Source organism: Spiroplasma endosymbiont of Zeiraphera isertana (assembly GCF_964030805.1).
Lineage (GTDB): Bacteria > Bacillota_I > Bacilli_A > Mycoplasmatales > VBWQ01 > Spiroplasma_E.
In genome coordinates this window covers 2,217,261-2,241,666 of sequence record NZ_OZ034965.1, presented here as the reverse complement: position 1 = coordinate 2,241,666, position 24,406 = coordinate 2,217,261, and the positions used below count along the sequence as shown (strand labels likewise).

44 protein-coding genes and 2 pseudogenes are annotated in these 24,406 nt (G+C 27.8%); 35 read left to right on the top strand and 11 right to left on the bottom strand.

From position 1 onward, the window contains the following. Positions 1–329: 329 nt before the first annotated feature. Entirely contained in the window at positions 330–659 is a 330-nt protein-coding gene (locus AAHM78_RS15640; RefSeq protein ID WP_342253821.1) for a hypothetical protein, read from the top strand. A 461-nt stretch (positions 660–1,120) separates the two neighbouring features. On the opposite strand, the gene AAHM78_RS15635 is transcribed toward AAHM78_RS15640, so the two are convergent. The 5 genes from AAHM78_RS15635 to AAHM78_RS15615 all read right to left on the bottom strand — a co-directional run bounded on the left by AAHM78_RS15635 (position 1,121) and on the right by AAHM78_RS15615 (position 4,684). Next, a complete protein-coding gene (locus AAHM78_RS15635; protein ID WP_342253820.1) occupies positions 1,121–1,969 on the bottom strand; it encodes an energy-coupling factor transporter transmembrane component T in 849 nt (282 codons plus the stop codon). 26 nt (positions 1,970–1,995) lie between these two features. After that, the gene (locus AAHM78_RS15630; RefSeq protein ID WP_342253819.1) at positions 1,996–2,862 is read right to left on the bottom strand and encodes an energy-coupling factor transporter ATPase; all 867 of its coding nucleotides are present in this window, start codon (positions 2,860–2,862) and stop codon (positions 1,996–1,998) included. After that, positions 2,838–3,680: an energy-coupling factor transporter ATPase gene (locus AAHM78_RS15625; protein ID WP_252320168.1), complete on the bottom strand. Its 843-nt coding sequence runs from the start codon at positions 3,678–3,680 to the stop codon at positions 2,838–2,840. Before AAHM78_RS15625 ends, AAHM78_RS15630 begins: the two co-directional genes overlap by 25 nt. A gap of 186 nt (positions 3,681–3,866) precedes the next feature. Then, positions 3,867–4,232, bottom strand: a complete 366-nt coding sequence (locus AAHM78_RS15620) for a transposase family protein (protein WP_342255216.1) — start codon at positions 4,230–4,232, stop codon at positions 3,867–3,869. A 59-nt stretch (positions 4,233–4,291) separates the two neighbouring features. Beyond that, positions 4,292–4,684: a transposase family protein gene (locus AAHM78_RS15615; RefSeq protein WP_342253818.1), complete on the bottom strand. Its 393-nt coding sequence runs from the start codon at positions 4,682–4,684 to the stop codon at positions 4,292–4,294. Positions 4,685–4,838: 154 nt separating this feature from the next. Between AAHM78_RS15615 and AAHM78_RS15610 the strand changes: the two genes are divergently transcribed. From AAHM78_RS15610 to AAHM78_RS15600, 3 genes are read left to right on the top strand one after another with little or no spacing between them, the layout of a single operon-like run. Next, positions 4,839–5,117 carry a transposase gene (locus tag AAHM78_RS15610; RefSeq protein ID WP_342253817.1) on the top strand — a complete coding sequence of 93 codons (279 nt, stop codon included), beginning with the start codon at positions 4,839–4,841 and terminating at the stop codon, positions 5,115–5,117. Positions 5,118–5,158: 41 nt separating this feature from the next. Beyond that, positions 5,159–5,581: an IS3 family transposase gene (locus tag AAHM78_RS15605; protein WP_342253816.1), complete on the top strand. Its 423-nt coding sequence runs from the start codon at positions 5,159–5,161 to the stop codon at positions 5,579–5,581. Between the two features lie 47 nt (positions 5,582–5,628). Then, a complete protein-coding gene (locus AAHM78_RS15600) occupies positions 5,629–5,907 on the top strand; it encodes a transposase (RefSeq protein ID WP_342253815.1) in 279 nt (92 codons plus the stop codon). Positions 5,908–5,998: 91 nt separating this feature from the next. Here AAHM78_RS15600 and AAHM78_RS15595 read toward each other — a convergent pair whose 3' ends face one another. The 6 genes from AAHM78_RS15595 to AAHM78_RS15570 form a co-directional block, all read right to left on the bottom strand. Next, complete coding sequence (locus AAHM78_RS15595; protein ID WP_342253814.1) at positions 5,999–6,958, bottom strand: transposase; 960 nt, start codon at positions 6,956–6,958, stop codon at positions 5,999–6,001. 255 nt (positions 6,959–7,213) lie between these two features. Beyond that, a complete protein-coding gene (locus tag AAHM78_RS15590; RefSeq protein WP_342253810.1) occupies positions 7,214–7,474 on the bottom strand; it encodes a transposase family protein in 261 nt (86 codons plus the stop codon). After that, positions 7,404–7,580, bottom strand: a complete 177-nt coding sequence (locus AAHM78_RS15585; RefSeq protein WP_342255024.1) for a hypothetical protein — start codon at positions 7,578–7,580, stop codon at positions 7,404–7,406. The genes AAHM78_RS15590 and AAHM78_RS15585 overlap by 71 nt, the downstream gene beginning before the upstream one ends. A gap of 59 nt (positions 7,581–7,639) precedes the next feature. Then, positions 7,640–8,032, bottom strand: coding sequence for a transposase family protein (locus tag AAHM78_RS15580; RefSeq protein ID WP_342253813.1), 393 nt, complete (start codon positions 8,030–8,032; stop codon positions 7,640–7,642). A 67-nt stretch (positions 8,033–8,099) separates the two neighbouring features. Further along, positions 8,100–8,300 carry a hypothetical protein gene (locus AAHM78_RS15575; RefSeq protein WP_342253812.1) on the bottom strand — a complete coding sequence of 67 codons (201 nt, stop codon included), beginning with the start codon at positions 8,298–8,300 and terminating at the stop codon, positions 8,100–8,102. A gap of 118 nt (positions 8,301–8,418) precedes the next feature. Further along, positions 8,419–8,829: a transposase family protein gene (locus tag AAHM78_RS15570; protein ID WP_342253811.1), complete on the bottom strand. Its 411-nt coding sequence runs from the start codon at positions 8,827–8,829 to the stop codon at positions 8,419–8,421. A gap of 494 nt (positions 8,830–9,323) precedes the next feature. On the opposite strand from AAHM78_RS15570, the gene AAHM78_RS15565 reads away from it, so the two are divergent. The 31 genes and pseudogenes from AAHM78_RS15565 to rpsK all read left to right on the top strand — a co-directional run bounded on the left by AAHM78_RS15565 (position 9,324) and on the right by rpsK (position 24,389). Then, positions 9,324–9,716 (top strand): transposase family protein, encoded by a 393-nt coding sequence (locus AAHM78_RS15565; protein ID WP_342253710.1) that lies wholly within the window; start codon positions 9,324–9,326, stop codon positions 9,714–9,716. A gap of 50 nt (positions 9,717–9,766) precedes the next feature. Then, the gene (locus AAHM78_RS15560) at positions 9,767–9,952 is read left to right on the top strand and encodes a hypothetical protein (RefSeq protein WP_342255215.1); all 186 of its coding nucleotides are present in this window, start codon (positions 9,767–9,769) and stop codon (positions 9,950–9,952) included. After that, positions 9,882–10,142 carry a transposase family protein gene (locus AAHM78_RS15555; protein WP_342253810.1) on the top strand — a complete coding sequence of 87 codons (261 nt, stop codon included), beginning with the start codon at positions 9,882–9,884 and terminating at the stop codon, positions 10,140–10,142. Before AAHM78_RS15560 ends, AAHM78_RS15555 begins: the two co-directional genes overlap by 71 nt. Before the next feature lie 15 nt (positions 10,143–10,157). Then, positions 10,158–10,319 (top strand): annotated as a pseudogene (locus AAHM78_RS17320) (IS30 family transposase); the annotation flags it as partial. Positions 10,320–10,655: 336 nt separating this feature from the next. Further along, positions 10,656–10,958, top strand: a pseudogene (gene rpsJ, locus AAHM78_RS15550) (30S ribosomal protein S10); the annotation flags it as partial. A 115-nt stretch (positions 10,959–11,073) separates the two neighbouring features. Further along, a complete protein-coding gene (gene rplC, locus AAHM78_RS15545) occupies positions 11,074–11,766 on the top strand; it encodes a 50S ribosomal protein L3 (protein ID WP_174480934.1) in 693 nt (230 codons plus the stop codon). A 23-nt stretch (positions 11,767–11,789) separates the two neighbouring features. Beyond that, positions 11,790–12,419 (top strand): 50S ribosomal protein L4, encoded by a 630-nt coding sequence (gene rplD / locus AAHM78_RS15540; RefSeq protein WP_342253809.1) that lies wholly within the window; start codon positions 11,790–11,792, stop codon positions 12,417–12,419. Between the two features lies 1 nt (position 12,420). After that, positions 12,421–12,714, top strand: a complete 294-nt coding sequence (gene rplW / locus AAHM78_RS15535; protein ID WP_252319250.1) for a 50S ribosomal protein L23 — start codon at positions 12,421–12,423, stop codon at positions 12,712–12,714. 23 nt (positions 12,715–12,737) lie between these two features. Next, positions 12,738–13,601 (top strand): 50S ribosomal protein L2, encoded by an 864-nt coding sequence (gene rplB / locus AAHM78_RS15530; protein ID WP_252319248.1) that lies wholly within the window; start codon positions 12,738–12,740, stop codon positions 13,599–13,601. Between the two features lie 14 nt (positions 13,602–13,615). Next, positions 13,616–13,888 carry a 30S ribosomal protein S19 gene (rpsS, locus tag AAHM78_RS15525; RefSeq protein ID WP_342253808.1) on the top strand — a complete coding sequence of 91 codons (273 nt, stop codon included), beginning with the start codon at positions 13,616–13,618 and terminating at the stop codon, positions 13,886–13,888. Positions 13,889–13,900: 12 nt separating this feature from the next. Continuing rightward, entirely contained in the window at positions 13,901–14,233 is a 333-nt protein-coding gene (rplV, locus tag AAHM78_RS15520; RefSeq protein WP_174480929.1) for a 50S ribosomal protein L22, read from the top strand. A 16-nt stretch (positions 14,234–14,249) separates the two neighbouring features. Next, complete coding sequence (rpsC, locus tag AAHM78_RS15515) at positions 14,250–14,993, top strand: 30S ribosomal protein S3 (protein WP_252319246.1); 744 nt, start codon at positions 14,250–14,252, stop codon at positions 14,991–14,993. 1 nt (position 14,994) lies between these two features. Beyond that, positions 14,995–15,480, top strand: a complete 486-nt coding sequence (rplP, locus tag AAHM78_RS15510) for a 50S ribosomal protein L16 (RefSeq protein ID WP_281748520.1) — start codon at positions 14,995–14,997, stop codon at positions 15,478–15,480. After that, positions 15,467–15,955 (top strand): 50S ribosomal protein L29, encoded by a 489-nt coding sequence (gene rpmC, locus AAHM78_RS15505; protein ID WP_342253807.1) that lies wholly within the window; start codon positions 15,467–15,469, stop codon positions 15,953–15,955. Before rplP ends, rpmC begins: the two co-directional genes overlap by 14 nt. Continuing rightward, positions 15,955–16,233 (top strand): 30S ribosomal protein S17, encoded by a 279-nt coding sequence (gene rpsQ / locus AAHM78_RS15500; RefSeq protein WP_252319243.1) that lies wholly within the window; start codon positions 15,955–15,957, stop codon positions 16,231–16,233. The genes rpmC and rpsQ overlap by 1 nt, the downstream gene beginning before the upstream one ends. Before the next feature lie 21 nt (positions 16,234–16,254). Then, a complete protein-coding gene (rplN, locus tag AAHM78_RS15495; RefSeq protein WP_174480924.1) occupies positions 16,255–16,623 on the top strand; it encodes a 50S ribosomal protein L14 in 369 nt (122 codons plus the stop codon). Positions 16,624–16,636: 13 nt separating this feature from the next. Further along, positions 16,637–16,984 (top strand): 50S ribosomal protein L24, encoded by a 348-nt coding sequence (gene rplX / locus AAHM78_RS15490; RefSeq protein WP_342253806.1) that lies wholly within the window; start codon positions 16,637–16,639, stop codon positions 16,982–16,984. A 21-nt stretch (positions 16,985–17,005) separates the two neighbouring features. After that, positions 17,006–17,563, top strand: coding sequence for a 50S ribosomal protein L5 (gene rplE / locus AAHM78_RS15485; protein ID WP_342253805.1), 558 nt, complete (start codon positions 17,006–17,008; stop codon positions 17,561–17,563). A 1-nt stretch (position 17,564) separates the two neighbouring features. Further along, positions 17,565–17,750: a type Z 30S ribosomal protein S14 gene (locus tag AAHM78_RS15480; RefSeq protein WP_174480921.1), complete on the top strand. Its 186-nt coding sequence runs from the start codon at positions 17,565–17,567 to the stop codon at positions 17,748–17,750. A gap of 13 nt (positions 17,751–17,763) precedes the next feature. After that, on the top strand, positions 17,764–18,168 hold the full coding sequence (rpsH, locus tag AAHM78_RS15475) for a 30S ribosomal protein S8 (protein WP_174480920.1): 405 nt from the start codon (positions 17,764–17,766) through the stop codon (positions 18,166–18,168). Between the two features lie 12 nt (positions 18,169–18,180). After that, positions 18,181–18,735 (top strand): 50S ribosomal protein L6, encoded by a 555-nt coding sequence (gene rplF, locus AAHM78_RS15470; RefSeq protein WP_252319239.1) that lies wholly within the window; start codon positions 18,181–18,183, stop codon positions 18,733–18,735. Between the two features lie 30 nt (positions 18,736–18,765). Beyond that, complete coding sequence (gene rplR, locus AAHM78_RS15465; RefSeq protein WP_342253804.1) at positions 18,766–19,116, top strand: 50S ribosomal protein L18; 351 nt, start codon at positions 18,766–18,768, stop codon at positions 19,114–19,116. Between the two features lie 18 nt (positions 19,117–19,134). Further along, positions 19,135–19,839: a 30S ribosomal protein S5 gene (gene rpsE / locus AAHM78_RS15460; RefSeq protein WP_342253803.1), complete on the top strand. Its 705-nt coding sequence runs from the start codon at positions 19,135–19,137 to the stop codon at positions 19,837–19,839. Positions 19,840–19,848: 9 nt separating this feature from the next. Next, positions 19,849–20,292, top strand: a complete 444-nt coding sequence (rplO, locus tag AAHM78_RS15455) for a 50S ribosomal protein L15 (protein ID WP_342253802.1) — start codon at positions 19,849–19,851, stop codon at positions 20,290–20,292. Beyond that, a complete protein-coding gene (gene secY, locus AAHM78_RS15450; RefSeq protein ID WP_342253801.1) occupies positions 20,293–21,651 on the top strand; it encodes a preprotein translocase subunit SecY in 1,359 nt (452 codons plus the stop codon). A gap of 9 nt (positions 21,652–21,660) precedes the next feature. After that, positions 21,661–22,326, top strand: a complete 666-nt coding sequence (locus AAHM78_RS15445; protein WP_252319233.1) for an adenylate kinase — start codon at positions 21,661–21,663, stop codon at positions 22,324–22,326. Then, positions 22,319–23,101 carry a type I methionyl aminopeptidase gene (map, locus tag AAHM78_RS15440; protein WP_342253800.1) on the top strand — a complete coding sequence of 261 codons (783 nt, stop codon included), beginning with the start codon at positions 22,319–22,321 and terminating at the stop codon, positions 23,099–23,101. Before AAHM78_RS15445 ends, map begins: the two co-directional genes overlap by 8 nt. Beyond that, a complete protein-coding gene (gene infA, locus AAHM78_RS17315) occupies positions 23,101–23,421 on the top strand; it encodes a translation initiation factor IF-1 (RefSeq protein ID WP_425289751.1) in 321 nt (106 codons plus the stop codon). The genes map and infA overlap by 1 nt, the downstream gene beginning before the upstream one ends. Before the next feature lie 21 nt (positions 23,422–23,442). Next, positions 23,443–23,556 (top strand): 50S ribosomal protein L36, encoded by a 114-nt coding sequence (gene rpmJ / locus AAHM78_RS15430; RefSeq protein WP_286642012.1) that lies wholly within the window; start codon positions 23,443–23,445, stop codon positions 23,554–23,556. Between the two features lie 24 nt (positions 23,557–23,580). After that, positions 23,581–23,979: a 30S ribosomal protein S13 gene (rpsM, locus tag AAHM78_RS15425; RefSeq protein ID WP_174480910.1), complete on the top strand. Its 399-nt coding sequence runs from the start codon at positions 23,581–23,583 to the stop codon at positions 23,977–23,979. A 17-nt stretch (positions 23,980–23,996) separates the two neighbouring features. Beyond that, entirely contained in the window at positions 23,997–24,389 is a 393-nt protein-coding gene (rpsK, locus tag AAHM78_RS15420; RefSeq protein WP_252319229.1) for a 30S ribosomal protein S11, read from the top strand. The last annotated feature ends 17 nt before the right edge of the window (positions 24,390–24,406 follow it).

Below are 24,406 nucleotides of genomic sequence, written 5' to 3'. Positions count from 1 at the left end.
TTATTAACAATACTAACTTACAAGTAATTTAGATACTAATACTTATGATTAAAAATTTAGCAATATACTCATTCCTTTCTCAATTAATTTTAATTAAGAGCACTAAAAACAAAACAAAATAATAGTTTTAAAGATTGAAAAAACATTTAAAATTGGTATAATTTATACAATTTTAATTTATATATCTTATTAATCTTATTTTTAAAACTTTGAAAAAGTTATAATATACATTTTTATGTATCAAAAAATATTATTTTTAATAAATAGCAAAAAATATATAATAAAAGTTTAAATAAAATTAACTTTAATTATATTTAGAGGAAAAAGATATGAATAATAGTTTAAGTATAGTTACTAATACTACTTCTTCATTTCAAACCAATGAAGAAATATTTAATAAACAATCTAAAAAAAGAAAATGACAAGAATATGAACAAAGACCTGAAGTAAAAGCAAAAAAGAAAGAATATAGACAAAGACCTGAGGTAAAAGCAAAAAAGAAAAAATATGATCAAATGTGATACCAAAAAAATAAACAAAGAAATAAAAAATATGATCAAAAACCCGAAGTAAAAGCAAAAAAAGAAAAAATATTATCAAAGATCCGAAATAAAAGTAAGAAAGAAAAAATATGACCAAAAAAGACATCAACTTATTAAAGAAAAAGAAAGAGAATTGCAATATGATCATGTTTCTAGTTCAAAACAAATTTTTGATTTAAGTAATTTTAATAGTAATGATATGTATGGTGAACAAGTTATAAAAAATGCATTAAATAATTTAGAATTAGATTAATTAAATTTATTAGATAAAGCTATTGAACAATTGTTAGTTAGTGAAAAAATAGCAAAACAAAATGTTGAATGAAATAACAGTATTGTAGTTACAAGTAACTTAGATAGTGATATTTATGATTATAATTTAGCAACCGGACTTACTCTTTAATTAATTTTAATTATTAATATGTTTTAAATTTAAATTAAGAATTTTTAATTAAAAAAAAATAATAGGGAGTATAAGAAAAAAAATGATAAATATTATGACACTTGTTGCAAAATTTTTATTTTAACTAAATATTAATAAATATTTAAAATTAGTAAACCTAATTCATATACGTTTATTATTGTGAATAATAATCATCAATAAATGGAATTCTTCAAAATATTTCTGGATGATAAGTATAAGATATAAGAAATGCTAACAATCCTACACCAATAATAAAGAAAAATATATCTTTAAAATCAATATGGTATTGACGAAAACGTGTTCTTCTACCTTGTGGATCATAACCCCTTGAATCCATAGCGTATGCTAAATCTTCTGCTTTTTGAAATGAAGAAACTAATAAGGGAATAATTAATGATACTAACGCTTTAACTTTTTCTTTAAAATGACCATTTTTTAAATCTACACCACGTGATGCTTGTGCTTTTAAAATTCTGCCCGCTTCATCTAATAATGTAGGAATTGAACGAAGAGCAATAGAAATAATCATCGAAATAATATGTACTGGAAATTTAATTAATTTTAGTGGTAAAATTAAATCTTCTAATGCTAATGTTAAATCTAATGGTTGAGTTGTGGTTGTTAAAATTGTTGTAATTAAAATCATTAAATAAATTCTAAGAGCAATATAAATACTAACAAATATAGCTTTATACGATACTTTAATACCATGCCAACGTCAAATCATTCCTACATTAGGGCCATCAGTTAAAAAACAGTTAATTATAAATAAAATAAATGCCATAAATAAAATGGGGCGCATTAATTTTAATAACATCATAAAAGGTAATTTTGTACAAAAGAAAATCGTTATGACAGTAAAACCAATAAGAGCGTAACCTTCAAAACCAGTATGAAAAAAAAGTGAAGCAATTAAACAAATTAAAACTAGTAATTTAATTCTTGGATCTACACGATGAATGATTGAATTTAAAGGTAAATAACGACCAAAACTAACTTTCATTATTTATTACTCCTTACTTTTTATTGCTATTTTTTTTTGGATAATATTTTTGACAACTGGTCAATTAATTCTGAATCACTTCTAGCAGTAATTGTTGATGTATCAAATCCTGCTGCTTCTAATTTATATAAAAAACTATAAATTTTTGGTGGCTCAATTCCGGTTTCGGTAATTAATTTTTTATCTCTAAAAATAGTAATTGGATCTGCTTTTTTATAAATCTGTGTATTATGTAATACAATAACTTCATCAGCAACCATTAGTACGTGATTCATATTATGAGTTACTAAAATAATAGTTTTATTTTCTTTATGATTTAAATCATAAAATAAATTAATTAATTCTTTTTCACCATCGGGATCAAGTCCTGCTGTTGGTTCATCTAAAATTAAAGTATGACCTTGTAATGCCAAAATACCAGCAATAGCAACTCTTCGTTTTTGACCACCAGACAAATCAAATGGACTTCTTGATAAGTATGTTTCGTCTAATCCAACCAAATTAATATATTTTTTTGCTAACTCTCGTGCTTTATCTTTTTTCTCACCAAAATTAACTGGTCCAAACATAATATCTCGTTCAATAGTTTCTTCAAATAACTGATATTCGGGAAATTGAAAAACTAAGCCAATTTGTTTACGTATTTTTTTAATATCACGAATTTTTTTTTGATTAGCCTTAATAATAAAATCATTAATAGCAACCGAACCCGCCATTGGAACTAATAAACCATTAATATGTTGAATCATAGTTGATTTACCACTACCAGTTTCACCAATAATAGCAACTATTTTTTGTTCAACAATTTCAATAGTAATATCTTTTAATGCTTGATATTGATAAGGGGTTTTTGGAGAATAAGTATAACTTACTTCTTTGAATTTAATTGACATAAGCTAGAAATCAGCTCCTCTTCACTTAATGTTTCATTAATATTAATTCCCTTATTTTTTAAACCTAACGATACTTTTAAAACAAAAGGAATATCTAAATGAATACTTTGTAAAAACTCTCATTCTTTTAATATTTCAGATGGAGTTCCATAACGAACTAATTTACCTTTATTCATAACAATAATTTTATCGGCATTAATAATTTCATCCATATCATGAGTAATAGAAATAATAGTTTTATTGCGTTGTTCTTGTAATTTTAACATAATTTCTTTAACTTCTCGTTTACCTTTTGGATCAAGCATACTAGTTGCCTCATCAAAAATAATAATATCGGGTTCTAAAGCTAAAACTGAAGCAATAGCTACACGTTGTTTTTGACCACCAGATAATCATAGTGGTTCATGATCTAAATATTTTTCCATACCCACTGCCCTAGAAACTCTGTCAATAATTGCTGGCATATCACTGGGTTCAACTAAATGATTTTCCAAGCCAAAAGCAATATCATCACGAACAGTTGAACCTATAAATTGGTTATCAGGATTTTGAAAAACAATACCTAAGTGACGACGTAATTGTTTAATGTTTTTATTAGTAATTGTTTCACCAAATAATTGAATTGTACCTTTTTGTTTGTGTAAAACACCAATAATAATTTTTGAAAGAGTTGACTTACCACTACCATTATGACCAATTATAGTAATATATTCACCATGATTAATATCAAAACTAACATTATCAACGGCGTTATTGTATTCTGGTTTATAACGAAATTCAACATTTTTTAAACTTAATGAAATTTTAGATTTACTCATATTACTTCTAACTCCATTTTAAATATTATGCTAGTAAAATTATAACAGTAATTTTATATATATCAATTTATAATTTATAAAAATTATAAAAAAAGAAAAAAATGAACAATATCTGTTCAAAATTGAAGTAAAATTATTGTTCATTTTCTAATAAAATTTAGTTTATAAATTAGACTTGGTGCAAAACTAAGGTAATTCAAAATTATATATTCCTGCTATTAAATTAAATCTTAATGCAAATCTTCGTATTTTATTGCGATATTTTAAACTTAAAATTTTAAAACGTTTTAGTTTAGCAAATACGTGTTCAATTTTAATTCTAATTTTACTTAAAGTTTTATTGTATTCTTTTTGAATTGGTGTTCATTGATTGTATTTACTTTTTTTAAATGGCAAAAATGTATTTTTATGAATATTTTGTATACCTTGATAACCTGAATCAACAAAAACTTGTTTTTCTGGATGAATAAAAGTTTTAGATTTTAGAAGCAATTTAAAATCATGAATGCTTCCAAAACAAAAAGCAGTTGAAATAATTTTTCCATTGGAAATATCAATAATTATTTGGGATTTGAGAGAATGATGTTTCTTTTTACCTGAAAAAAGTAATTTTAGTTTTTTTTAATTCTTTCAATTGGAGTTTCAGTAGCATCAATAGCTAACAAATTATTATTAGTACCTTTATTTTTTGTTAAATCTTTTTTTCCAGGTAAATTAAAAATTCCGCTTTTTATTAAAATATTTTCAATTCAAAAAATATTACGAATGCAACTAGTATGACTAATATTATATCTTTTTGCAATAACTCTATAACTACTATAGTCTTTTCAATATTCTAAAGTCATTAATAAACGCTCTTCAATTACAATTTTATTTTTTCTACCACCATAATATTTTTGTTTAGACTCAGCAATTTTTAAAATTTCAAGCATTTTATAAAATGTTTTTGGCTTTATGCCGACTAAACTATAAAATTCTTGATCATCTTTATATTTTTTCAACATAATAACTATCACCTTTAATATTAATAATAATCGTTAAATTGTTAAAATTAAAGGTTTTGCACCAAGTCTATTAAAGTTTGGATAGGTTACACTTTATTGGACACTAATTACGTAGACAAGTGAACAAATTAGTTAAAAGAAAGGAACTATAATTATGGCCAATATTAACTCATATACCGACGAATTTAAGAAACAAATAGTAGCTTTATATCAAAGTGGTAAGTCAGTGTCTTGTCTTGCTAAAGAGTACAATGTTACAAGAGCAGCTACTTATAATTGAATTAAGCAATTTACTAATTCAGGTAGTTTTAAATCTAAAGATAATCGTTCTGTTGAAGAAAATGAATTAATTAAATTAAGAAAAGAATTAAAACAGTTACGAATGGAAAATGATATTTTAAAGCAAGCAGCACTAATAATAGGCATAAAATAGAGATTATTATCAATAATAAATGTAAATATAAAATTCGTACAATGTGTCGTTTTTTAAAGCTCTCTAAATCAACATATTATTTTAATTTCAAGAAAAAAGAAAAAAATCAAAATAATATGTATGATGAAGCTGTTATTAGTGCTTTTAAAGAAAATAAAGAAATTTATGGCACAAGAAGATTAAAAGTCATATTAGAAAACCAAGAAATTTATTTATCAAGACGAAAAATTAAAGAAATTATGAATAAACATAATTTAATATCAAAATACACTAAATTAAGACACAAAAATCATCATAATAAAGTCAATGATAGTCAAATAACTAATCTTGTTAATAGAAACTTTAAGAATAGGATTAAAAATGAAGTTATTGTTAGTGATTTAACTTATGTTCAAGTAAATGGTAAGTGAAACTATATTTGTTTATTAATAGACCTATTTAACCGCGAAATTATTGGACACTAATTACGTAGACAAGTGAACAAATTAGTTAAAAGAAAGGAACTATAATTATGGCCAATATTAACTCATATACCGACGAATTTAAGAAACAAATAGTAGCTTTATATCAAAGTGGTAAGTCAGTGTCTTGTCTTGCTAAAGAGTACAATGTTACAAGAGCAGCTACTTATAATTGAATTAAGCAATTTACTAATTCAGTTAGTTTTAAATCTAAAGATAATCGTTCTGTTGAAGAAAATGAATTAATTAAATTAAGAAAAGAATTAAAACAGTTACGAATGGAAAATGATATTTTAAAGCAAGCAGCACTAATAATAGGCAGAAAATAGTTTTAATTTTCAAAAAAACTCTTGATGAAATAAAAAAAATCATCAACCTGGCCTAAAATTTGATTTTATTTAATTTTGGGATTTATTTTTTTTACAAACTGAAATATAATGCTTCAGATTTTGCATAAGGTGATATTTTATAATGTTGGTATTTAAATTTTCATAAATTGAGGTAATTTTGAATATTGGTAAATCCAATGCCATGATAATGAGTAATAAATTCTTTTAAACTTGATTGTATTTTACTGATATTACTTAAATTTTTATAATTTAATTCTTTATTTTCTTTTGATTTAAATTTCTTGAGAGTACATTTTGTTTGTTTAGCTACTGTATCATATAGTATTTGCATATCACAAACTATAATTGATTTTTCTTCGATAAGCTTAGATGTTAAATTTTCTTGTACTCATTTTTTTGTTAATCTTTTAGTATTTGTTGTTTGAGCATAAATATTTTTATTTTCATCAATTGCCATTTCAATACAACAGTTTAAATCTTTAGCATTTTCTTCAATTCATTTTTTTCTTGGATCATCTGGATTTTTGAAATTTCCTTTATGAATTTCTTTGATAAAAGTTTCATCAATTTCAATTCTACCTTTTAATTTTGTGAATGGTTTTTGTGTTTTTGCTAATTGTGATGATTTCATAAATTTTTGACGATTAAATCATGCTGATGTTTTTGAAATTTTAGCAAATTGAGAAATAATATAAGCAGATTGACCTAACAATGACAATCAAATTATTCAATCTCATTGTTCATGAGAAAAATGACTTCAATGTAAAAAATGATTTCTTAAAGCATCAAAGCTACTTTTAAAATCTTTGCATAAATATTTTGGCTTATTATTCTTAAAACCATTTTTTACACATCAATAAGATTTACAATTTGGACATTGAATTCCTTTTTCTTTAAATTTTTTATCAATTGCATCTAATTTTTCTTTTTTCTCAATTTGTTTAATTCTATTTTTAAAATGTCTAATAATTTTTATAAATTCTTCATCTTTTTTGTTTTTTAAAACATCAATTAATTCATTATTAGTCACAAAAAATCACCCCTGATATAAAAATATTACTTTTAATTTTAAATTAAAAGTAATATCAAGATTTTTTGTGAAAATTAAAAGAAAATAGAGATTATTATCAATAATAAATGTAAATATAAAATTCGTACAATGTGTCGTTTTTTAAAGCTCTCTAAATCAACATATTATTTTAATTTCAACTTTAATTGTAAAATTAAAAAGGACACTTATATAAAAATTAAATTGTGTTAGTTCTATAATAGACTTGGTGCAAAACTAAGGTAATTCAAAATTATATATTCCTGCTATTAAATTAAATCTTAATGCAAATCTTCGTATTTTATTGCGATATTTTAAACTTAAAATTTTAAAACGTTTTAGTTTAGCAAATACGTGTTCAATTTTAATTCTAATTTTACTTAAAGTTTTATTGTATTCTTTTTGAATTGGTGTTAATTGATTGTATTTACTTTTTTTTAAATGGCAAAAATGTATTTTTATGAATATTTTGTATACCTTGATAACCTGAATCAACAAAAACTTGTTTTTCTGGATGAATAAAAGTTTTAGATTTTAGAAGCAATTTAAAATCATGAATGCTTACAAAACAAAAAGCAGTTGAAATAATTTTTCCATTGGAAATATCAATAATTATTTGGGATTTGAGAGAATGATGTTTCTTTTTACCTGAAAAAAGTAATTTTAGTTTTTTTTAATTCTTTCAATTGGAGTTTCAGTAGCATCAATAGCTAACAAATTATTATTAGTACCTTTATTTTTTGTTAAATCTTTTTTTCAAGGTAAATTAAAAATTCCGCTTTTTATTAAAATATTTTCAATTCAAAAAATATTACGAATGCAACTAGTGTGACTAATATTATATCTTTTTGCAATAACTCTATAACTACTATAGTCTTTTCAATATTCTAAAGTCATTAATAAACGCTCTTCAATTACAATTTTATTTTTTCTACCACCATAATATTTTTGTTTATACTCAGCAATTTTTAAAATTTCAAACATTTTATAAAATGTTTGTGGCTTTATGCCGACTAAACTATAAAATTCTTGATCATCTTTATATTTTTTCAACATAATAACTATCACCTTTAATATTAATAATAATCGTTAAATTGTTAAAATTAAAGGTTTTGCACCAAGTCTAATCTGTTTTATAGGTCACACCCAATTCCCTTGCAACATCGGTTGCTGGTATGCCATGCTTTGTGTTTATTCATCTAAAGATGAGATAAAACCAAGATGTCATTTGGGTCTGTGACTTATAAAAAATGGTTCCATAAAGAATACTAAATGTTTGGTTACAGTTCAAACATCGTATTCTTCTCAAATCAGAAGTATTCAAACTAGAAGAAGCACACCTGATGCATTTCATTATTTTCAACTTCGCTATATATTTCAAACAATCGTTTTCAGTTTGAAATATGCTATTGAATTCATTTCAATTCATTTTTTCCTCCACACTAGTACATGTGGGGATAATTTCCTTTTTTAATTCTTTCAATTGGAGTTTCAGTAGCATCAATAGCTAACAAATTATTATCAGTACCTTTATTTTTTGTTAAATCTTTTTTTCCAGGTAAATTAAAAATTCCGCTTTTTATTAAAATATTTTCAATTCAAAAAATATTACGAATGCAACTAGTATGACTAATATTATATCTTTTTGCAATAACTCTATAACTACTATAGTCTTTTCAATATTCTAAAGTCATTAATAAACGCTCTTCAATTACAATTTTATTTTTTTTACCACCATAATATTTTTGTTTAGACTCAGCAATTTTTAAAATTTCAAGCATTTTATAAAATGTTTGTGGCTTTATGCCGACTAAACTATAAAATTCTTGATCATCTTTATATTTTTTCAACATAATAACTATCACCTTTAATATTAATAATAATTGTTAAATTTTTAAAATTAAAGGTTTTGCACCAAGTCTAATGTAATTGTCTTTAAAACATATATATTAGTTTATTATTATTACTATAAATAAAAAATACAAACTTAAAATACTACCAATTGACTTTCCAATTGATAATACTACTACTTTTTCATCTAAAATAATAATTTAACAAGTTAATATTATTATTTTTTTTAAAAGAATACTATAAAAATAGTAGCACTGCTTATAAAAAAAATAAATAATATAAAAACTTTTTTCTAACTAAAAGCAGATTGTAATTCAAAGTTTTACACTTCAAATTACAATCTGCTTTAATAATTTTATATTATAACTTTATTTTAAATATTCTTTAATTGTAAAATTAAAAAGGACACTTATATAAAAATTAAATTAGACTTGGTGCAAAACCTTTAATTTTAACAATTTAACGATTATTATTAATATTAAAGGTGATAGTTATTATGTTGAAAAAATATAAAGATGATCAAGAATTTTATAGTTTAGTCGGCATAAAGCCACAAACATTTTATAAAATGCTTGAAATTTTAAAAATTGCTGAGTCTAAACAAAAATATTATGGTGGTAGAAAAAATAAAATTGTAATTGAAGAGCGTTTATTAATGACTTTAGAATATTGAAAAGACTATAGTAGTTATAGAGTTATTGCAAAAAGATATAATATTAGTCATACTAGTTGCATTCGTAATATTTTTTGAATTGAAAATATTTTAATAAAAAGCGGAATTTTTAATTTACCTTGAAAAAAAGATTTAACAAAAAATAAAGGTACTAATAATAATTTGTTAGCTATTGATGCTACTGAAACTCCAATTGAAAGAATTAAAAAAAACTAAAATTACTTTTTTCAGGTAAAAAGAAACATCATTCTCTCAAATCCCAAATAATTATTGATATTTCCAATGGAAAAATTATTTCAACTGCTTTTTGTTTTGTAAGCATTCATGATTTTAAATTGCTTCTAAAATCTAAAACTTTTATTCATCCAGAAAAACAAGTTTTTGTTGATTCAGGTTATCAAGGTATACAAAATATTCATAAAAATACATTTTTGCCATTTAAAAAAAAGTAAATACAATCAATTAACACCAATTCAAAAAGAATACAATAAAACTTTAAGTAAAATTAGAATTAAAATTGAACACGTATTTGCTAAACTAAAACGTTTTAAAATTTTAAGTTTAAAATATCGCAATAAAATACGAAGATTTGCATTAAGATTTAATTTAATAGCAGGAATATATAATTTTGAATTACCTTAGTTTTGCACCAAGTCTAATGAAAATAATAATGGTATTTTAAGAAGATATTTACCAAAATCTACAGATCTATCTTCATATAAACAAAAAGATTTAAATTTTATAGCATTTCAAATTAATTCTACACCCAGAAAATCGCTCTCTTATAAAAGACCAATAGATTTAATACAATTATTTTAAAAAACTGTCCCATTTATATTTACAACTCAGGTATTACCTTTTACTTTTTTAAAGTAAGAAAATAATAAAAAAATAACGGTATTTTATTATTTTTTTAATAAAAATCTTTATTTTTTAAAACTAAATTAATAGTTAAAAGATTATGAACAAAAAACCCATTATTTTTTTTGTTTTTTTTGTATTTCGCTATTCCCTTTTACCATTACACTATGTTATACTTACAAGGCGTGATTGTTATGTATAAATGCTGATACACTGATATCAGTTGTCATTATATCACATGTTTTGTTCTTTATTTTATTAAAAATCGTTCTAAGGAGGATATAGCCAATGGCAATCATAGGAGACAAAGTAAAAATTCGTTTAGAAAGTTATGATCACTCAGCTATTGACCAAATAGCACAGAAAATTAAAGATGTGTTAAAAAAAGAAGGTGCTGAAGTGGTAGGTCCAATTCCATTACCAACTCATAAAGAAATTTTCACTATTCTTCGTTCACCGCATAAACATAAAGATTCACGTGAACAATTTGAAAAGAGAACTCACAAAAGAATTATTGGTGCTCAATTATCACCAAAATCTTTAAATGCTCTAAGTGGACTTACTATCCCTAATAGTGTTAGTATCTCTTTGATAATCGAATCTAAAGATGAAAAAAAATCAACTTTAAATCAAGTATCAAAAAAGATTAATAAAAAAAATTATTAAAATCGATAAATATTAATTATTTACAACATATTCCAAGGAGGAAATTATGAAAGGAATCTTAGGTAAGAAACTAGGAATGTCACAAGTTTTCTTAAACAACGGACAACTAGTTCCAGTAACAATTATCGAAGTACAACCAAATGTAGTAAGTCAAGTTAAAACAAATGTAAAAGACAAATATAGTAGTTTGCAACTTGCAACGTTCGATCTTCGCGTTACTTTATCAAACAAACCAACAATTGGACACTTTAAAAAAGCCGACAGTCAACCTAAGCGCTTCGTGAAAGAAATTCGTAACATGAACGGATTTAATCATAAAGATCTTATTAATGTTGCTGACGTATTCACAGCAGGTGAATTCGTTGATGTCCAAGGAACTTCTAAAGGTAAAGGATTTACAGGACGTATTAAACGTCATAATCAATCACGTGGTCCAATGGGTCATGGATCAGGTTTACATCGTCAAATGGGTTCAACAGGTTCTATTAATGCTAACCGTGTGTTTAAATCACAACCAATGCCAGGGCAAATGGGAAATGTTAAACGTAGTGTTGCTAACTTAGAAGTTATTAAAGTAGATAAAGAAAATAATTATCTTTTAGTAAAAGGTTCAGTTCCAGGACCAAAACAAGGCTTTCTTGTTATTAAACAAGCAGTTAAAAAACCAATTCTCAAAACCCCAGTATCATTAGTTGTTAGAAATCAAAATACTACAACCGAAGTTACTGATGGTCAATAAAGTTAATTATGGAGGATAGCAAAATGAAAATTAATGTTGTTAACAACGCTGGAACAAAAGTTAGCGAATTAACTTTAAACGAAAAAATTTGAGGAATTGAACCCCACAAGCAAGCGCAGTTTGATAGTTTATTAAGTTATAATGCTACAAAACGTCAAGGAACACACGCTGTTAAAAGTCGTGCTGAAGTTGCTGGCGGTGGTAGAAAACCATGAAAACAAAAAGGAACAGGGAATGCGCGTCAAGGCTCAATTCGTTCACCACAATGAAAAGGTGGGGGGATTGTTTTTGGACCAAATACTGATCGTAATTATTTAATTGGATTACCAAAAAAAGTAAGAAGATTGGCAATAAAATCAGCATTGGCTGCCAAATTCCAAAATAAAAACATAGTTGTAATTGATGAATTAAACTTTGAAAAACCTTCAACTAAAATTATGTTAGAAACTTTAAAATTTTTAGAATTAGCAAACAATAAAACACTAATTGTTTCAGGAATAAGCAATAAAGAAACAGTTATTAAATCAGGTCGTAATTTACCTAGAACAACAACAATCACTGCTAATAGTATTAATATTTACGATTTATTAAATGCTAAAAAAGTATTGTTTACTACTGAGGCAATTAAAATCGTTGAGGAGGCTTTAATTTAATATGCATTTAAGTGAAGTTATAGTAAAACCAGTATTAACTGAGAAAACTTATAAACAAATGGCTGAAGGTATCTATACATTTACTGTTAACCGTAAAGCTAATAAAAGTCACGTTAAAAAAGCCTTTGAACAGATTTTTGAAGTTAAAGTAGCAGACGTTAATATTATTAATAGTAAACCAAAAACTAAAACTGTTGGTAGATTTGTTGGAAAAACATCGGCAGTAAAAAAAGCTCTTATTAAATTAGCTCCTGGTGAACAATTAAGTTTGTTTAGTTCTGAAGAACAAAGCTAATGAGATTGGAAGGAGAAAAAACAATGGCAATTAGAAAAATTAATCCCACTACTGCAGGAAGACGTAATATGACCGTTCTGGATTACAAACAGAACTTAACTATTGGTAATAGCCCTGAAAAATCTTTATTAGTAAATTTAGTTAAACAAGCTGGTAGAAATAATCAAGGTAAAATTACAGTAAGACATCAAGGTAATGGTCATAAGGTTAAATACCGTATTATTGATTTTAAACGTAACAAAGACAATGTAGTTGGAACAGTTAAAACAATTGAATACGATCCAAATCGTAATGCTAACATTTGTCTTATTTCTTATCTTGATGGTGAAAAGCGTTATATCTTAGCACCAAAAGGAATCAAAGTAGGAGATAAGTTATTAAGTGGTGAAAACAGTGATACTGTTAAAATTGATATTACTGTTGGTAACTGTTTACCATTATCACAGATTCCACAAGGAACAGTTGTTCATAATGTTGAATTAAAACCAGGTAAAGGTGGACAAATGGCACGAAGTGCTGGTGGTAGTGTTCAAATTCTTGGTCGTGATGAAACAGCTAAGTATACATTATTAAAATTAACATCAGGTGAAGTTAGAAAAGTATTAAGTAATTGTCGAGCTACAATTGGTACAGTTGGAAATGATGATCATAACTTAGTAAACATTGGTAAAGCAGGAAGAAATCGTTGAAAAGGAATTAGACCTACTGTTCGTGGTAGTGTTATGAATCCAAATGATCACCCACATGGTGGAGGAGAAGGTAAAGCTCCAATCGGAAGAAAAGCTCCAGTAACACCATGAGGTAAAAAAGCATTAGGTTTAAAAACTCGTGATAGTAAAAAAGCATCAAATAAATTAATTGTACGAAGAAGAAATGCAACAAAGTAGGAGGAAAGTAATATATGTCAAGATCTTTAAAAAAAGGACCCTTTGCTGATAGTCATTTATTAAACAAAGTAGAAACTCAAAATAAAAATAAATCAAAAAAAATTATTCAAACTTGATCTCGTCGTTCAACAATTTTCCCACAATTTGTTGGACATGCATTCGGTGTACATAATGGCAAAACACATTTACCTGTATATGTAACAGAAGATATGGTTGGTCATAAATTAGGAGAATTCGCACCCACACGTAAATTTGGTGGTCACGGTTCTGACAAGAAAAAGCGTTAGGAGATAGAAATTATGGAAGCAAAAGCTCATTTAGATAAATTACGCATTAGTCCAAGAAAAGTGCGTTTAGTAGCCGATTTAGTTCGTGATAATGCTGTTGCCAAAGCTCTAGTAATTCTAGCTCATGAAAAAAAACGCGCAGCACAGCCAATTATAAAATTAATTAATTCAGCAGTTGCTAATGCCGCTAATAACTATGGAATGGAAGCCAACAAATTACGTATTAAGGAAATATTTGTAAATGAAGGTCCAACTATGAAAAGATTTATGCCCCGTGCTCATGGTAGAGCATATCAAATCTTAAAAAGAACCAGCAAAATCACTATCGTGGTTAGCGATAATTAGGAGGTAAATAAGTAATATGGGTCACAAAGTTAGTCCAAATGGATTAAGATATGGTATCAATAAAGATTGACAATCACGTTGATATGCAACTAGTAACGAAGATTTAGCAAAATGAATTTTAGAAGACCATAAAATTAGAAAAGCGCTATTTGCACATTTAAAAACTTCTGGTGTTTCTAAAATTGAAATTGAAAGAACTAAATCACAAATTACCTTATTTATCCACTGTGTTCGTGTTGGTTCAGTTTTAGGGCAAGGCGGTTCAAACATTGAAGTATTAACAACACTAGTTCGTAAAACAATTAAAAATCGTAAAATAGGTATTAGAATTAATGTTGTTGAAATTAAAAATCCTGATATTGATGCGCAAACAATTGCTAATACATTAGCACAACAAATAAGCAATCGTATGTCACATCGTACAACACAAAAATTAGCAATTCGTAAAGCACTTCGTGCTGGAGCAAAGGGAATTAAAACTCGTGTTTCAGGAAGACTTGGTGAAGCGGATATGGCACGTGTTGAAGGTTATTCAGAAAGTAGTGTTCCTTTAGCAACATTACGTAGTAATATTGATTATGCTACTGCTGAAGCAAAAACAACTTTTGGTCAAATTGGTATTAAAGTTTGAGTATATAAAGGTGAAATTTTATCAGGAACTGACTCAACTCAACCTGAAATTATTTCAAAATATAATCAAAGAAATAATAACAATCGCCGAAATAATTACTCACAACAACCACGTAAGGAGGTAAAGTAAGATGGCTATACCTAAGAGATATAAACACTCTTGCGTCCACCGTTTAAGTTATGAAGGAACTGCAAAAGGTTGTAAAACAGTTGCTTTTGGAACTTACGGACTTCGTGCTGAAGAAGGTTCTTACATTACTGAAAGACAAATTGAAGCAGCCAGAGTAGCAATGACACGTTACATGAAACGTGGTGGAAAAGTTTGAATTAGAATCTTTCCACATTTACCAATTACTAGAAAACCAGCAGAAGTACGTATGGGTTCAGGAAAAGGTTCAATTGATCATTGAGTTTCAGTAGTAAAAGCAAAAACAGTTATGTTTGAAGTATCATATCCTAATGAAGCAACAGCACGTGAAGCATTGCGTCTTGCAATGCACAAGTTGCCAATCAAATGTAAAATTGTTACTAGAGAAATAAAACCAACAGAAGAAGTAAAGGTTGCTAAAAATTTAACAACAGAATTGGGTGAAGCAAATGGAAATGCAAGTAATTAAAAATAAATCAACTTTAGAATTACAACAACATGAAGAAACTCTTCGTGCGCAATTGTTTGCTTTACGAATTCAAAGTTCGTTAGGTAAACTAGAAACTCCGCATATGATAAATAATCTTCGTAAGGATATTGCTCGTATTAAAACTGAATTAACTATCAGAATTAATAATGGTGAAAAAATCAAACCATTACATATTAATAAAATGGTATTACCAGAAGAAAATAAAGAAAGCAAAAAAACTAAAAAAGTTGCTAAAGTGGATGATAAAAAAGATATTAAAGTTCAAACAATAACTAAATCAGAAGTTATTAAAGAATCAGATAAAATTGCTAAAAAAGAAGTTACTGAAAAAACAACTAAAGCAAAATCATCAAACAAAGAAGTTAAAAAAGTTACTACTACTAAAGTAGAAAAACCATCTAAAAAACCTACAGTTAAGAAAACTATGACACCAGCTAAGGAGGACAAAGAATAATGACAAATATTATTCCAAACAAACAACGTAAAACTTTTGTTGGAATTGTAAGTTCTGACAAAAATGATAAAACAATTACTGTTGTTGTTGAAACTTCAAAACGACATCCAATGTACCATAAAAGTTTTAAGTCAACTAAAAAGTATCATGCCCATGATGAAACTAACCAAGCTAAAATTGGTGACAAGGTTGAAATCATTTCAACTCGTCCACTTTCAGCTCTAAAACGCTTCCGTTTGTTAAAGATTATTGAATCTAAAACAAATAAAAAAGCTTAATTAACCAGGAGGATAAGAAAGATGTTACAAAATCTATCGTGAGCCAATGTGGCTGACAACACTGGTATTAAAGAAGTTATGGTTATTAGAGTTTTGGGTGGTAGTACTAAAAAATTTGCTAAAATTGGTGATATTGTTGTTTGTTCAGCAAAATCAGTAACACCTAATAGTGCAATGAAAAAAGGACAAGTTGTTAAAGCAGTTGTCGTACGTAGTAAATTTGGTGTAAAACGTAATGATGGTTCTTGTGTAAAATTTGATGATAATGCAGTAGTAATTATTAAAGAAGATAAAACGCCACGTGGTACTAGAGTATTTGGTGTCTTGGCTCGTGAAGTTAAAGAGCGTGGTTATAATAAAATTGCTTCTTTAGCAGAAGAAATTGTTTAGGAGGATGAAATAAATGGCAAGCAAAAAGAAACCAGTTATTAGTCTTGATACTAAATTAAAAAGAGGCGACCAAATTAAAATCATTGCAGGAAAGCATAAAGGTCATACCGGACCAATTATCCAAGTACTTCGTGAAAAAAATCGTGTTATTATTGAAGGTATTACTGCTAAGAAAAATAAAAAACCTACCCAAAATGATCAAAAAGGTGGAATTGTGGAAATAAAAACTAGTGTTCACATTTCTAATGTAATGATCCTTGATGGTAAAAAAGATAAAAAAGTAACAAAAATTGGGTACAAAATTGATAAAGATGGAAAAAAAATTCGTATTGCACGAAGATCTGAAACAGAATTACGATAATAAAGGAGTAACAGCATAAAAATGAATCGTTTACAAGAAAAATATAATAAAACTATTATTCCCCAATTGCAAAAAGAATTAAATTTTACATCAATAATGCAAGTACCCAAAATTGAAAAAGTTGTTATTAATATTGGCGTTGGAGATGCAAGTAGTAATCCAAAAGCCATTGATAAATCAGTATCTGAATTATCAAAAATTACTGGTCAAAAACCAATTATCACTAAAGCAAAAAAATCAATTGCCGGCTTTAAATTAAGAGCAGGAATGCCAATTGGTTGTAAAGTTACATTACGTGGCGAAAAAATGTATGATTTCCTTGATAAATTTATCTCAATTTCTTTACCAAGAATTCGTGATTTTCAAGGCTTATCAGCTAAAGCATTTGATCAAAATGGTAATTACACTGTTGGTATTAAAGAACAAATTATTTTCCCTGAAATTAATTATGAAGAAGTAGATAAAGTTCGTGGTATGGAAATCTCAATTATTACCACAACATCAAATAATGCAACAGCATTATTGTTATTAAAAAAAATAGGATTACCGTTTAAAAAACAAGGAAAGCAGGCGGCATAAGATGGCAAAAACTTCATTAAAAGTAAGACAAGCCCGTAAATCAAAGTTTAGTACGCAAGCATATACACGCTGTCAAAAGTGTGGCCGTCCTCATGCGGTTATTCGTAAATTTATGTTATGCCGTATTTGTTTTCGTGGTTTAGTATACCAAGGACAAATTCCTGGTATTAGAAAAGCATCATGATAGGAGGTATATAATTATGATGACAGATCCAATAAGTAATATTTTAACAGTTATTCGTAATGCTATTAGCGCTGCAGATAGCAGTAAACATCGAGTAGTTAGTGTACCTTCTTCAAAACAACTAGTTAAGATAGCTGATATCTTGCAAAAAAATGGTTATATTGAAAAATATCGCGTTACTAAAGAAAATCCTAGCAAACCTAAATTAGAACTTTTATTAGTTCATACTGGTAAAAGTCCAATTCTTGGTTTAAAAAGAATATCTAAACCAGGATTAAGAATGTATGCAAAATGTGAAGACTTACCAAGTGTGTTAAATGGTTATGGAATTGCAATCATTTCTACATCAAAAGGTATTATGACAAATAAACAAGCAAAAAAACTTGGTCTTGGTGGCGAAGTTCTTGCTTATGTATGATAAGGAGGAAACTATATGTCACGTATTGGTAACCGTATCCTTACCATTCCAGTAAATACTTCAATAACGCTAGATGCAAGTAACTTGTTAACTGTTACAGGAGCAAAAGGTTCTTTAAAAAAACTATTACCAAATGTTATTAAAATTAACGTTGATGAAGAGAAAAAAACAATTACTACAACAAGACCTGATGATAACAAAAAAAATAAACAACTTCACGGAACAACTAATTCATTAATTAATGGAATGTTAGTTGGTGTATCAACAGGTTTCATGAAAGAATTAGAAATAAATGGTGTTGGATATCGTGCTGCTGTTCAAGCTAATATCTTAAATTTAACATTAGGATATTCTCATCCTATTAAGTTTGAAATTCCGCAAGGAATTACCATTGTTGCTCCCAAACCAACAGTATTACAAATTAGTGGTATTGATAAACAATTAATTGGAGAAGTTGCAGCCAAAATTCGTAAATTCCGTAAACCAGAACCATATAAAGGTAAAGGAATTAAATATAAAAATGAACACATTCGTCGTAAGGAAGGAAAAGCTGCTGGTAAAGGTAAATAATCTTATACTGGCACTTAAGGAGAATAGAAAATGATTAATAAACAACAAGCTCGTAAAGTTCGTCATTATCGTATTCGTAGTACAATTATGGGTACTAGTGAAAGACCACGCTTAAATATCTTTAAATCTAATAATAGTTTTTATGCTCAAATTATTGCCGATACTGCTTCAAATACAATTATCGGTGTATCAACATTAACATTTAAAGATTTAGCATCAAAAAGCAATATAGATGCTGCTACTAAACTTGGAGAAACAATTGCTAATTTAGCTATTAAGAAAAAAATTAAAAAAGTGGTTTTTGATCGTGGTGGATATTTATATCATGGTAAAGTGAAAGCATTCGCAGAAGCGGCGCGTAGTGCTGGATTAGAATTCTAAAAAAGGAGAATTAAAAGTATGAGTTTAGAAAATAAAAAAAAAATTATTGATGATAAAGAAAATACTGAAGTTCAAAAATCAGTAGCAAAACCTTCTGTTAAAGCAGAAGTAAAAAATCCTGCTGGTAATGAAAATAAAATTAGACACACTAATTCATCACAACCAAGAAATAGCCACGATAAAAAAGAAAATAAAGTTCGTGAACCACGTAAAAATTTTGAACGTAAACCAAAAACTCCAAGTGAATTTATTGAAAAAGTGATTTGAATCAGAAAAATTAACAAAGTAACAACCGGGGGAAGAAGATTGCGTTTCTCTGCTGCTGTTGCTATTGGTAATGGTAAAGGAGTAGTTGGTTTTGGTATATCTAAAGCCAATGAAGTTCCTGATGCAATTAAAAAGGCAATTGAAGCTGCTCACAAAAATTTAACAACAATTACGATAACTAAAAACAATAATTCTATTGTTCATGAAGTTAAAGGTAAATATTGTGGAAGTGAAATTTTATTAAAACCAGCTAAAGAAGGAATCGGAATTAAAGCTGGTGGATCTGCTCGTGATATTTTAGAATTAGCTGGTATTCATAATATTTATTCAAAAGCATTTAGATCTAGAAATAAAATTAATTTAGCTAGAGCAACAATTGCAGGTCTTGACAATGTTAAACCAGCAGAATATTTTATAAAAAATAAAAATCTTACTACTAAGCGTAGTAATGGTTAGAGGTGGATTATGGAAACAACATTACATAACTTAAAGCCAACACCAGGTTCTCGTAAAGACATTAAACGTTTAGGTAGAGGAACTTCATCTGGAAAAGGTAAAACGGCTGGTAAAGGGACAAAAGGACAAAATGCCCGTACCGGTGGTGGAACAAGACCCGGATTTGAAGGAGGACAAACACCACTGTACCGTCGTATTTCAAAACGAGGGTTTACTAACTTTACTATAACCAATTATAGTATTATTAACTTAGAACAAATTGTTTTAATTAAAGAGCATGAAATAACACCTGAACTTTTATTTCAATTAAAATTGATTAGAAGTAAAAAAGATGGTATTAAAGTTCTTGGTAAAGGTAAATTAACAACACAAAAAACAATTAAAGCTCATAAATTTTCAAAATCAGCAATTACTGCTATTGAACAAGCCGGAGGAAAAGCGCAGGTGATCTAAGTGTTCACAACAACCCGTGAATTAATAAAAAAGTATAAAGAAGTTATAATTAGAATTTTATTTACCATTTTTATTTTATTTATCTTTCGTGTTGGAGCATTTATTACAGTTCCAGGAGTAACTTTGAATGAAGATTTAAGTAGCAGTAATAGTAGTGGTATTGAATTCTTTAATTTAATTTCAATGTTAGGTGGTGGTGCTATTAGCAGATTTTCTGTTTTTGCACTTGGAGTCTCACCTTACATTACTGCATCAATTATTGTGCAGTTATTATCAACTGATGTTGTTACTACTTTAACAAGATGGTCTAAATCAGGCGAAAAAGGTAAGAAAAAATTAGAGTTAATGAATCGAGTATTAACTGTCCCGTTTGCTATTATGCAAGGTTTTGCCACAATCTTTGGTTTACAATCTCAACATATTATTAGTGTTGATTGAAGTTCGGGATCGGGAGCAGCCGGACCAGAAGTTTTCTATTATGTATTGATTCCAGCTATTTTACTAGCAGGGACAATGTTATCATTATGAATGGCTGATCAGATTACTAATCGTGGTATTGGTAATGGAATTTCACTAATTATTTTTGGTGGAATTGCTGCTAATTTACCATTTAACTTAGCTTCAACTTTTAAGTATTGAGTAGGACCAGATACTAATAACGGTGTTATTTTTCAAGGGGCTTTAAAATTTGCTCTTTATTTTGCAGCCTTCCTACTGATTATTCTTGTTGTTGTATTCTTTAGTGAATCAGAGCGACACTTACCAATTCAACAAACTGGTAGTGGTTTAACTTTAAAGGGTGATAAAAGTTCTTATTTACCTTTAAAAGTTAACTCAGCCGGAGTAATTCCTGTTATTTTTTCTTCGGCACTAATTACTGCTCCAATGACAGTGGCACAAATTGTTGATCAAAATAGTGGTTTTGCTAATTTTGCTAGAAATTATTTATCTTTACAGTCGTGGCCGGGAATTAGTATTTTTGCTATAATGACAATTATGTTTACTTTCTTATATGCACAAGTGCAAATTAATCCCGAACAAATGGCTAAGAATTTTCAAAAATCAGGAACTTATATTCCTGGCGTTCAGCCAGGAAAGGAAACAGAAATTTATATTAAAAGAATGTTAAATCGTTTAAGTACGATTGGTTCCTTTTTCTTAACTGCTGTTGCAGTAACTCCATTTTTGATTTCTAAATTTACTAATCTACCTTCTTCATTAGCAGTTGGTGGAACCGGATTAATAATTATGGTTGGAGTAGCATTAGATACAACAAAACAAATTAAGGGACGAATTACTCAACATTCATTCTTAAATTATAAGGACAACAAAGATGTTAAAGAACACTTATGGTCTTAGGGGTTAACGATGAATTTAATTATTTTAGGTCCACCAGGATCAGGGAAAGGGACACAGTCACAGTTTCTGAAAGAACAATATAATTTAATGCATTTATCAACTGGTGATTTGTTTCGTGATGAAATCACAAAACAATCACCAGTAGGTAAAAAAGCTCAAACTTATGTTAATAAGGGTCAATATGTTCCTGATGAGATTACAAATGAGATTATTAGTAATACTTTAAAAAATATTAAACATAATTTTATTCTTGATGGTTATCCAAGAACAATCTCACAAGTAGCATCATTAGATAAAGTATTAACAAGTTTGAATGAAACGCTTTCAATGGTATTGTATCTAGATATTAATGAAGAAACAGTTATTAAACGTTTGTCTTCAAGAGTTACTTGTCCTCAATGTAAAGCAATTTATAATCTTAATTTCCTACCACCAAAGATTACTGGTATTTGTGATAATGATGGGGTAAAATTAATTAAGCGAATTGATGATAGTGATGAAAAGACAATTATCAATCGTTTAAAAACTTACAAAGTAGCAACGGCACCATTGGTAGATTCTTATCAAGAACGTGGACTGTTAAGAACAGTGGATGCCAACCAAGATAATAGTGATATTAAAGAACAAATTAAATCATATTTATCATCATTAAAAGGAAATAAAAATAATGGTTAGCATTAAAAGTCAAAGTGAAATTCAAAATATCAAAGCCGCTAGTCAAGTTGTAGCACTTATTCATAAAGAGTTAGCAAAGATAATAAAAGTTGGAATAACTGGTAAAATGCTTGATAAAGTGGCAGCACAAATTATTAAAGAAAATAATGCTGAACCTTCTTTTTTAAATTATCATGGTTTTCCTGCCACAATTTGTGTTTCAGTTAATGAACAATTAATTCATGGCATTCCTAATGATAAACCTTTTAAAATGAATGATATTGTGAAAATTGATGCTGGTGTTGCTGTTAATGGTTATCATGCAGATGCTGCCTTTACAATGTGTGTTGGTGGGAAACCAACACCAGAACAAGCAAAACTTATTAATGTGACTAAAGAATCATTAAATAAAGCAATAGCAATTATTGCACCAGGAGTTAGAATTGGTGATATTAGTAACGCCATTCAAACTTATGTAGAAAGCGAAGGCTTTTATTTACCAACATCGTATACTGGGCATGGTATTGGTAAAAAACTCCACGAAGACCCAGCTATTCCTAATGTTGGTAAGCCCAACACTGGAATAAAATTGAAGTCAGGAATGACAATTTGTATTGAACCAATGGTTCAAACAACAACCGATAAAATTCTGGTTTTAAGTGATAAGTGAACAGTAGTTGCTGCTGATAAACAGCAAACCGCTCACTTTGAACACACTATCCTAGTAACTAATGATGGATGTGAAGTACTAACAATACTTAATGAAAATCAAAAAAATAATGAGGAATGTAATTAATGGCTAAACCAAAACAAGTAGTTAAACCCAAGGTTCAAAAAGTAAAAAAAACTAATGATAGTACTATTGAATGTGAAGGTATAGTAATAGAAGTCTTACCTAATGCTAGATTTAAAGTAAAGTTGAATGAATATGACTTTACTCCTATTGTAAGACCATCGGGTCGTATGCAAACACATAAAATTAAAATTATCAAAGGTGATCATGTAAAAGTTGAATTATCAACTTATAATTTAACTGAAGGACGAATTACTTTTCGTAACAGAATGGCTACTACACATTTACCGATAAATAAAGATGATAAAAACAAAGAAAACTAATAGTTTAACAGGAGGAAAATGATGAAAGTACAAGCATCAGTTAAAAAAAATTGTGACAAATGTCAACCAATCAAACGTAAAAAACGTAATGTAATCATTTGTGAAAATCCTAAACATAAGCAACGTCAAGGATAGAAATATTAAGGAGGAAAAATAAATATGACATCAAATACTAACAATGCAAGTCGAAGAATTGCGCAAGTAAATATTCCTGGAAATCAACATACAGTAATTGGTTTAACAAGAATTTATGGCATTGGTCGCAGCAAATCTTCAGAAATATTAAAAGAACTAAAAATTGAAGAAACTAAAAAAATTAATGAATTAACAGAAAAAGAATTAAGTTCAATTAGTCAATTAATTGAAAAGAAATATAAAACTGAAGGTGAATTAAGACGTGAAGTGTCTTTAAACATTAAGAGATTAATGGAAATTGGATGTTATCGTGGTATTCGTCATCGTAAAGGATTACCAGCCAGAGGACAATCAACAAAAACTAATGCAAGAACTTGCAAGGGACCACGTAAAACGGTTGCTAACAAGAAAAAAGCAAGTTAATTAGGAGGAAAAAAATAATGAATATAAAAACAACAGTAAAGAAAAAAATTAAAGTTAATCCTAATTTTATTAAAGCAAAAGCATTTATTAAAGCAAGTTTTAATAATACTATTGTTACTATTACTGATCTTAATGGTAATGTTATTGCTTGATCGAGTGCTGGAGCAGTAGGTTTCAAAGGAACTCGTAAATCAACTCCTCACTCAGCACAGTTAGCAGCTGAAGCTGCAGGTAAAACTGCTATGGAACACGGAGTTAAAATTTTAAGTGTTTTTGTTAATGGAACAGGACCAGGAAGAGAACCATCAATTCGTAGTTTACAAGCAGTAGGTTTTGAAATCAAAGATTTAAATGATGTGACACCAATCCCTCATAATGGTTGTCGTCCACCAAAAAAACCAAGAAAATAAAGTAGGTGAAAATAAAA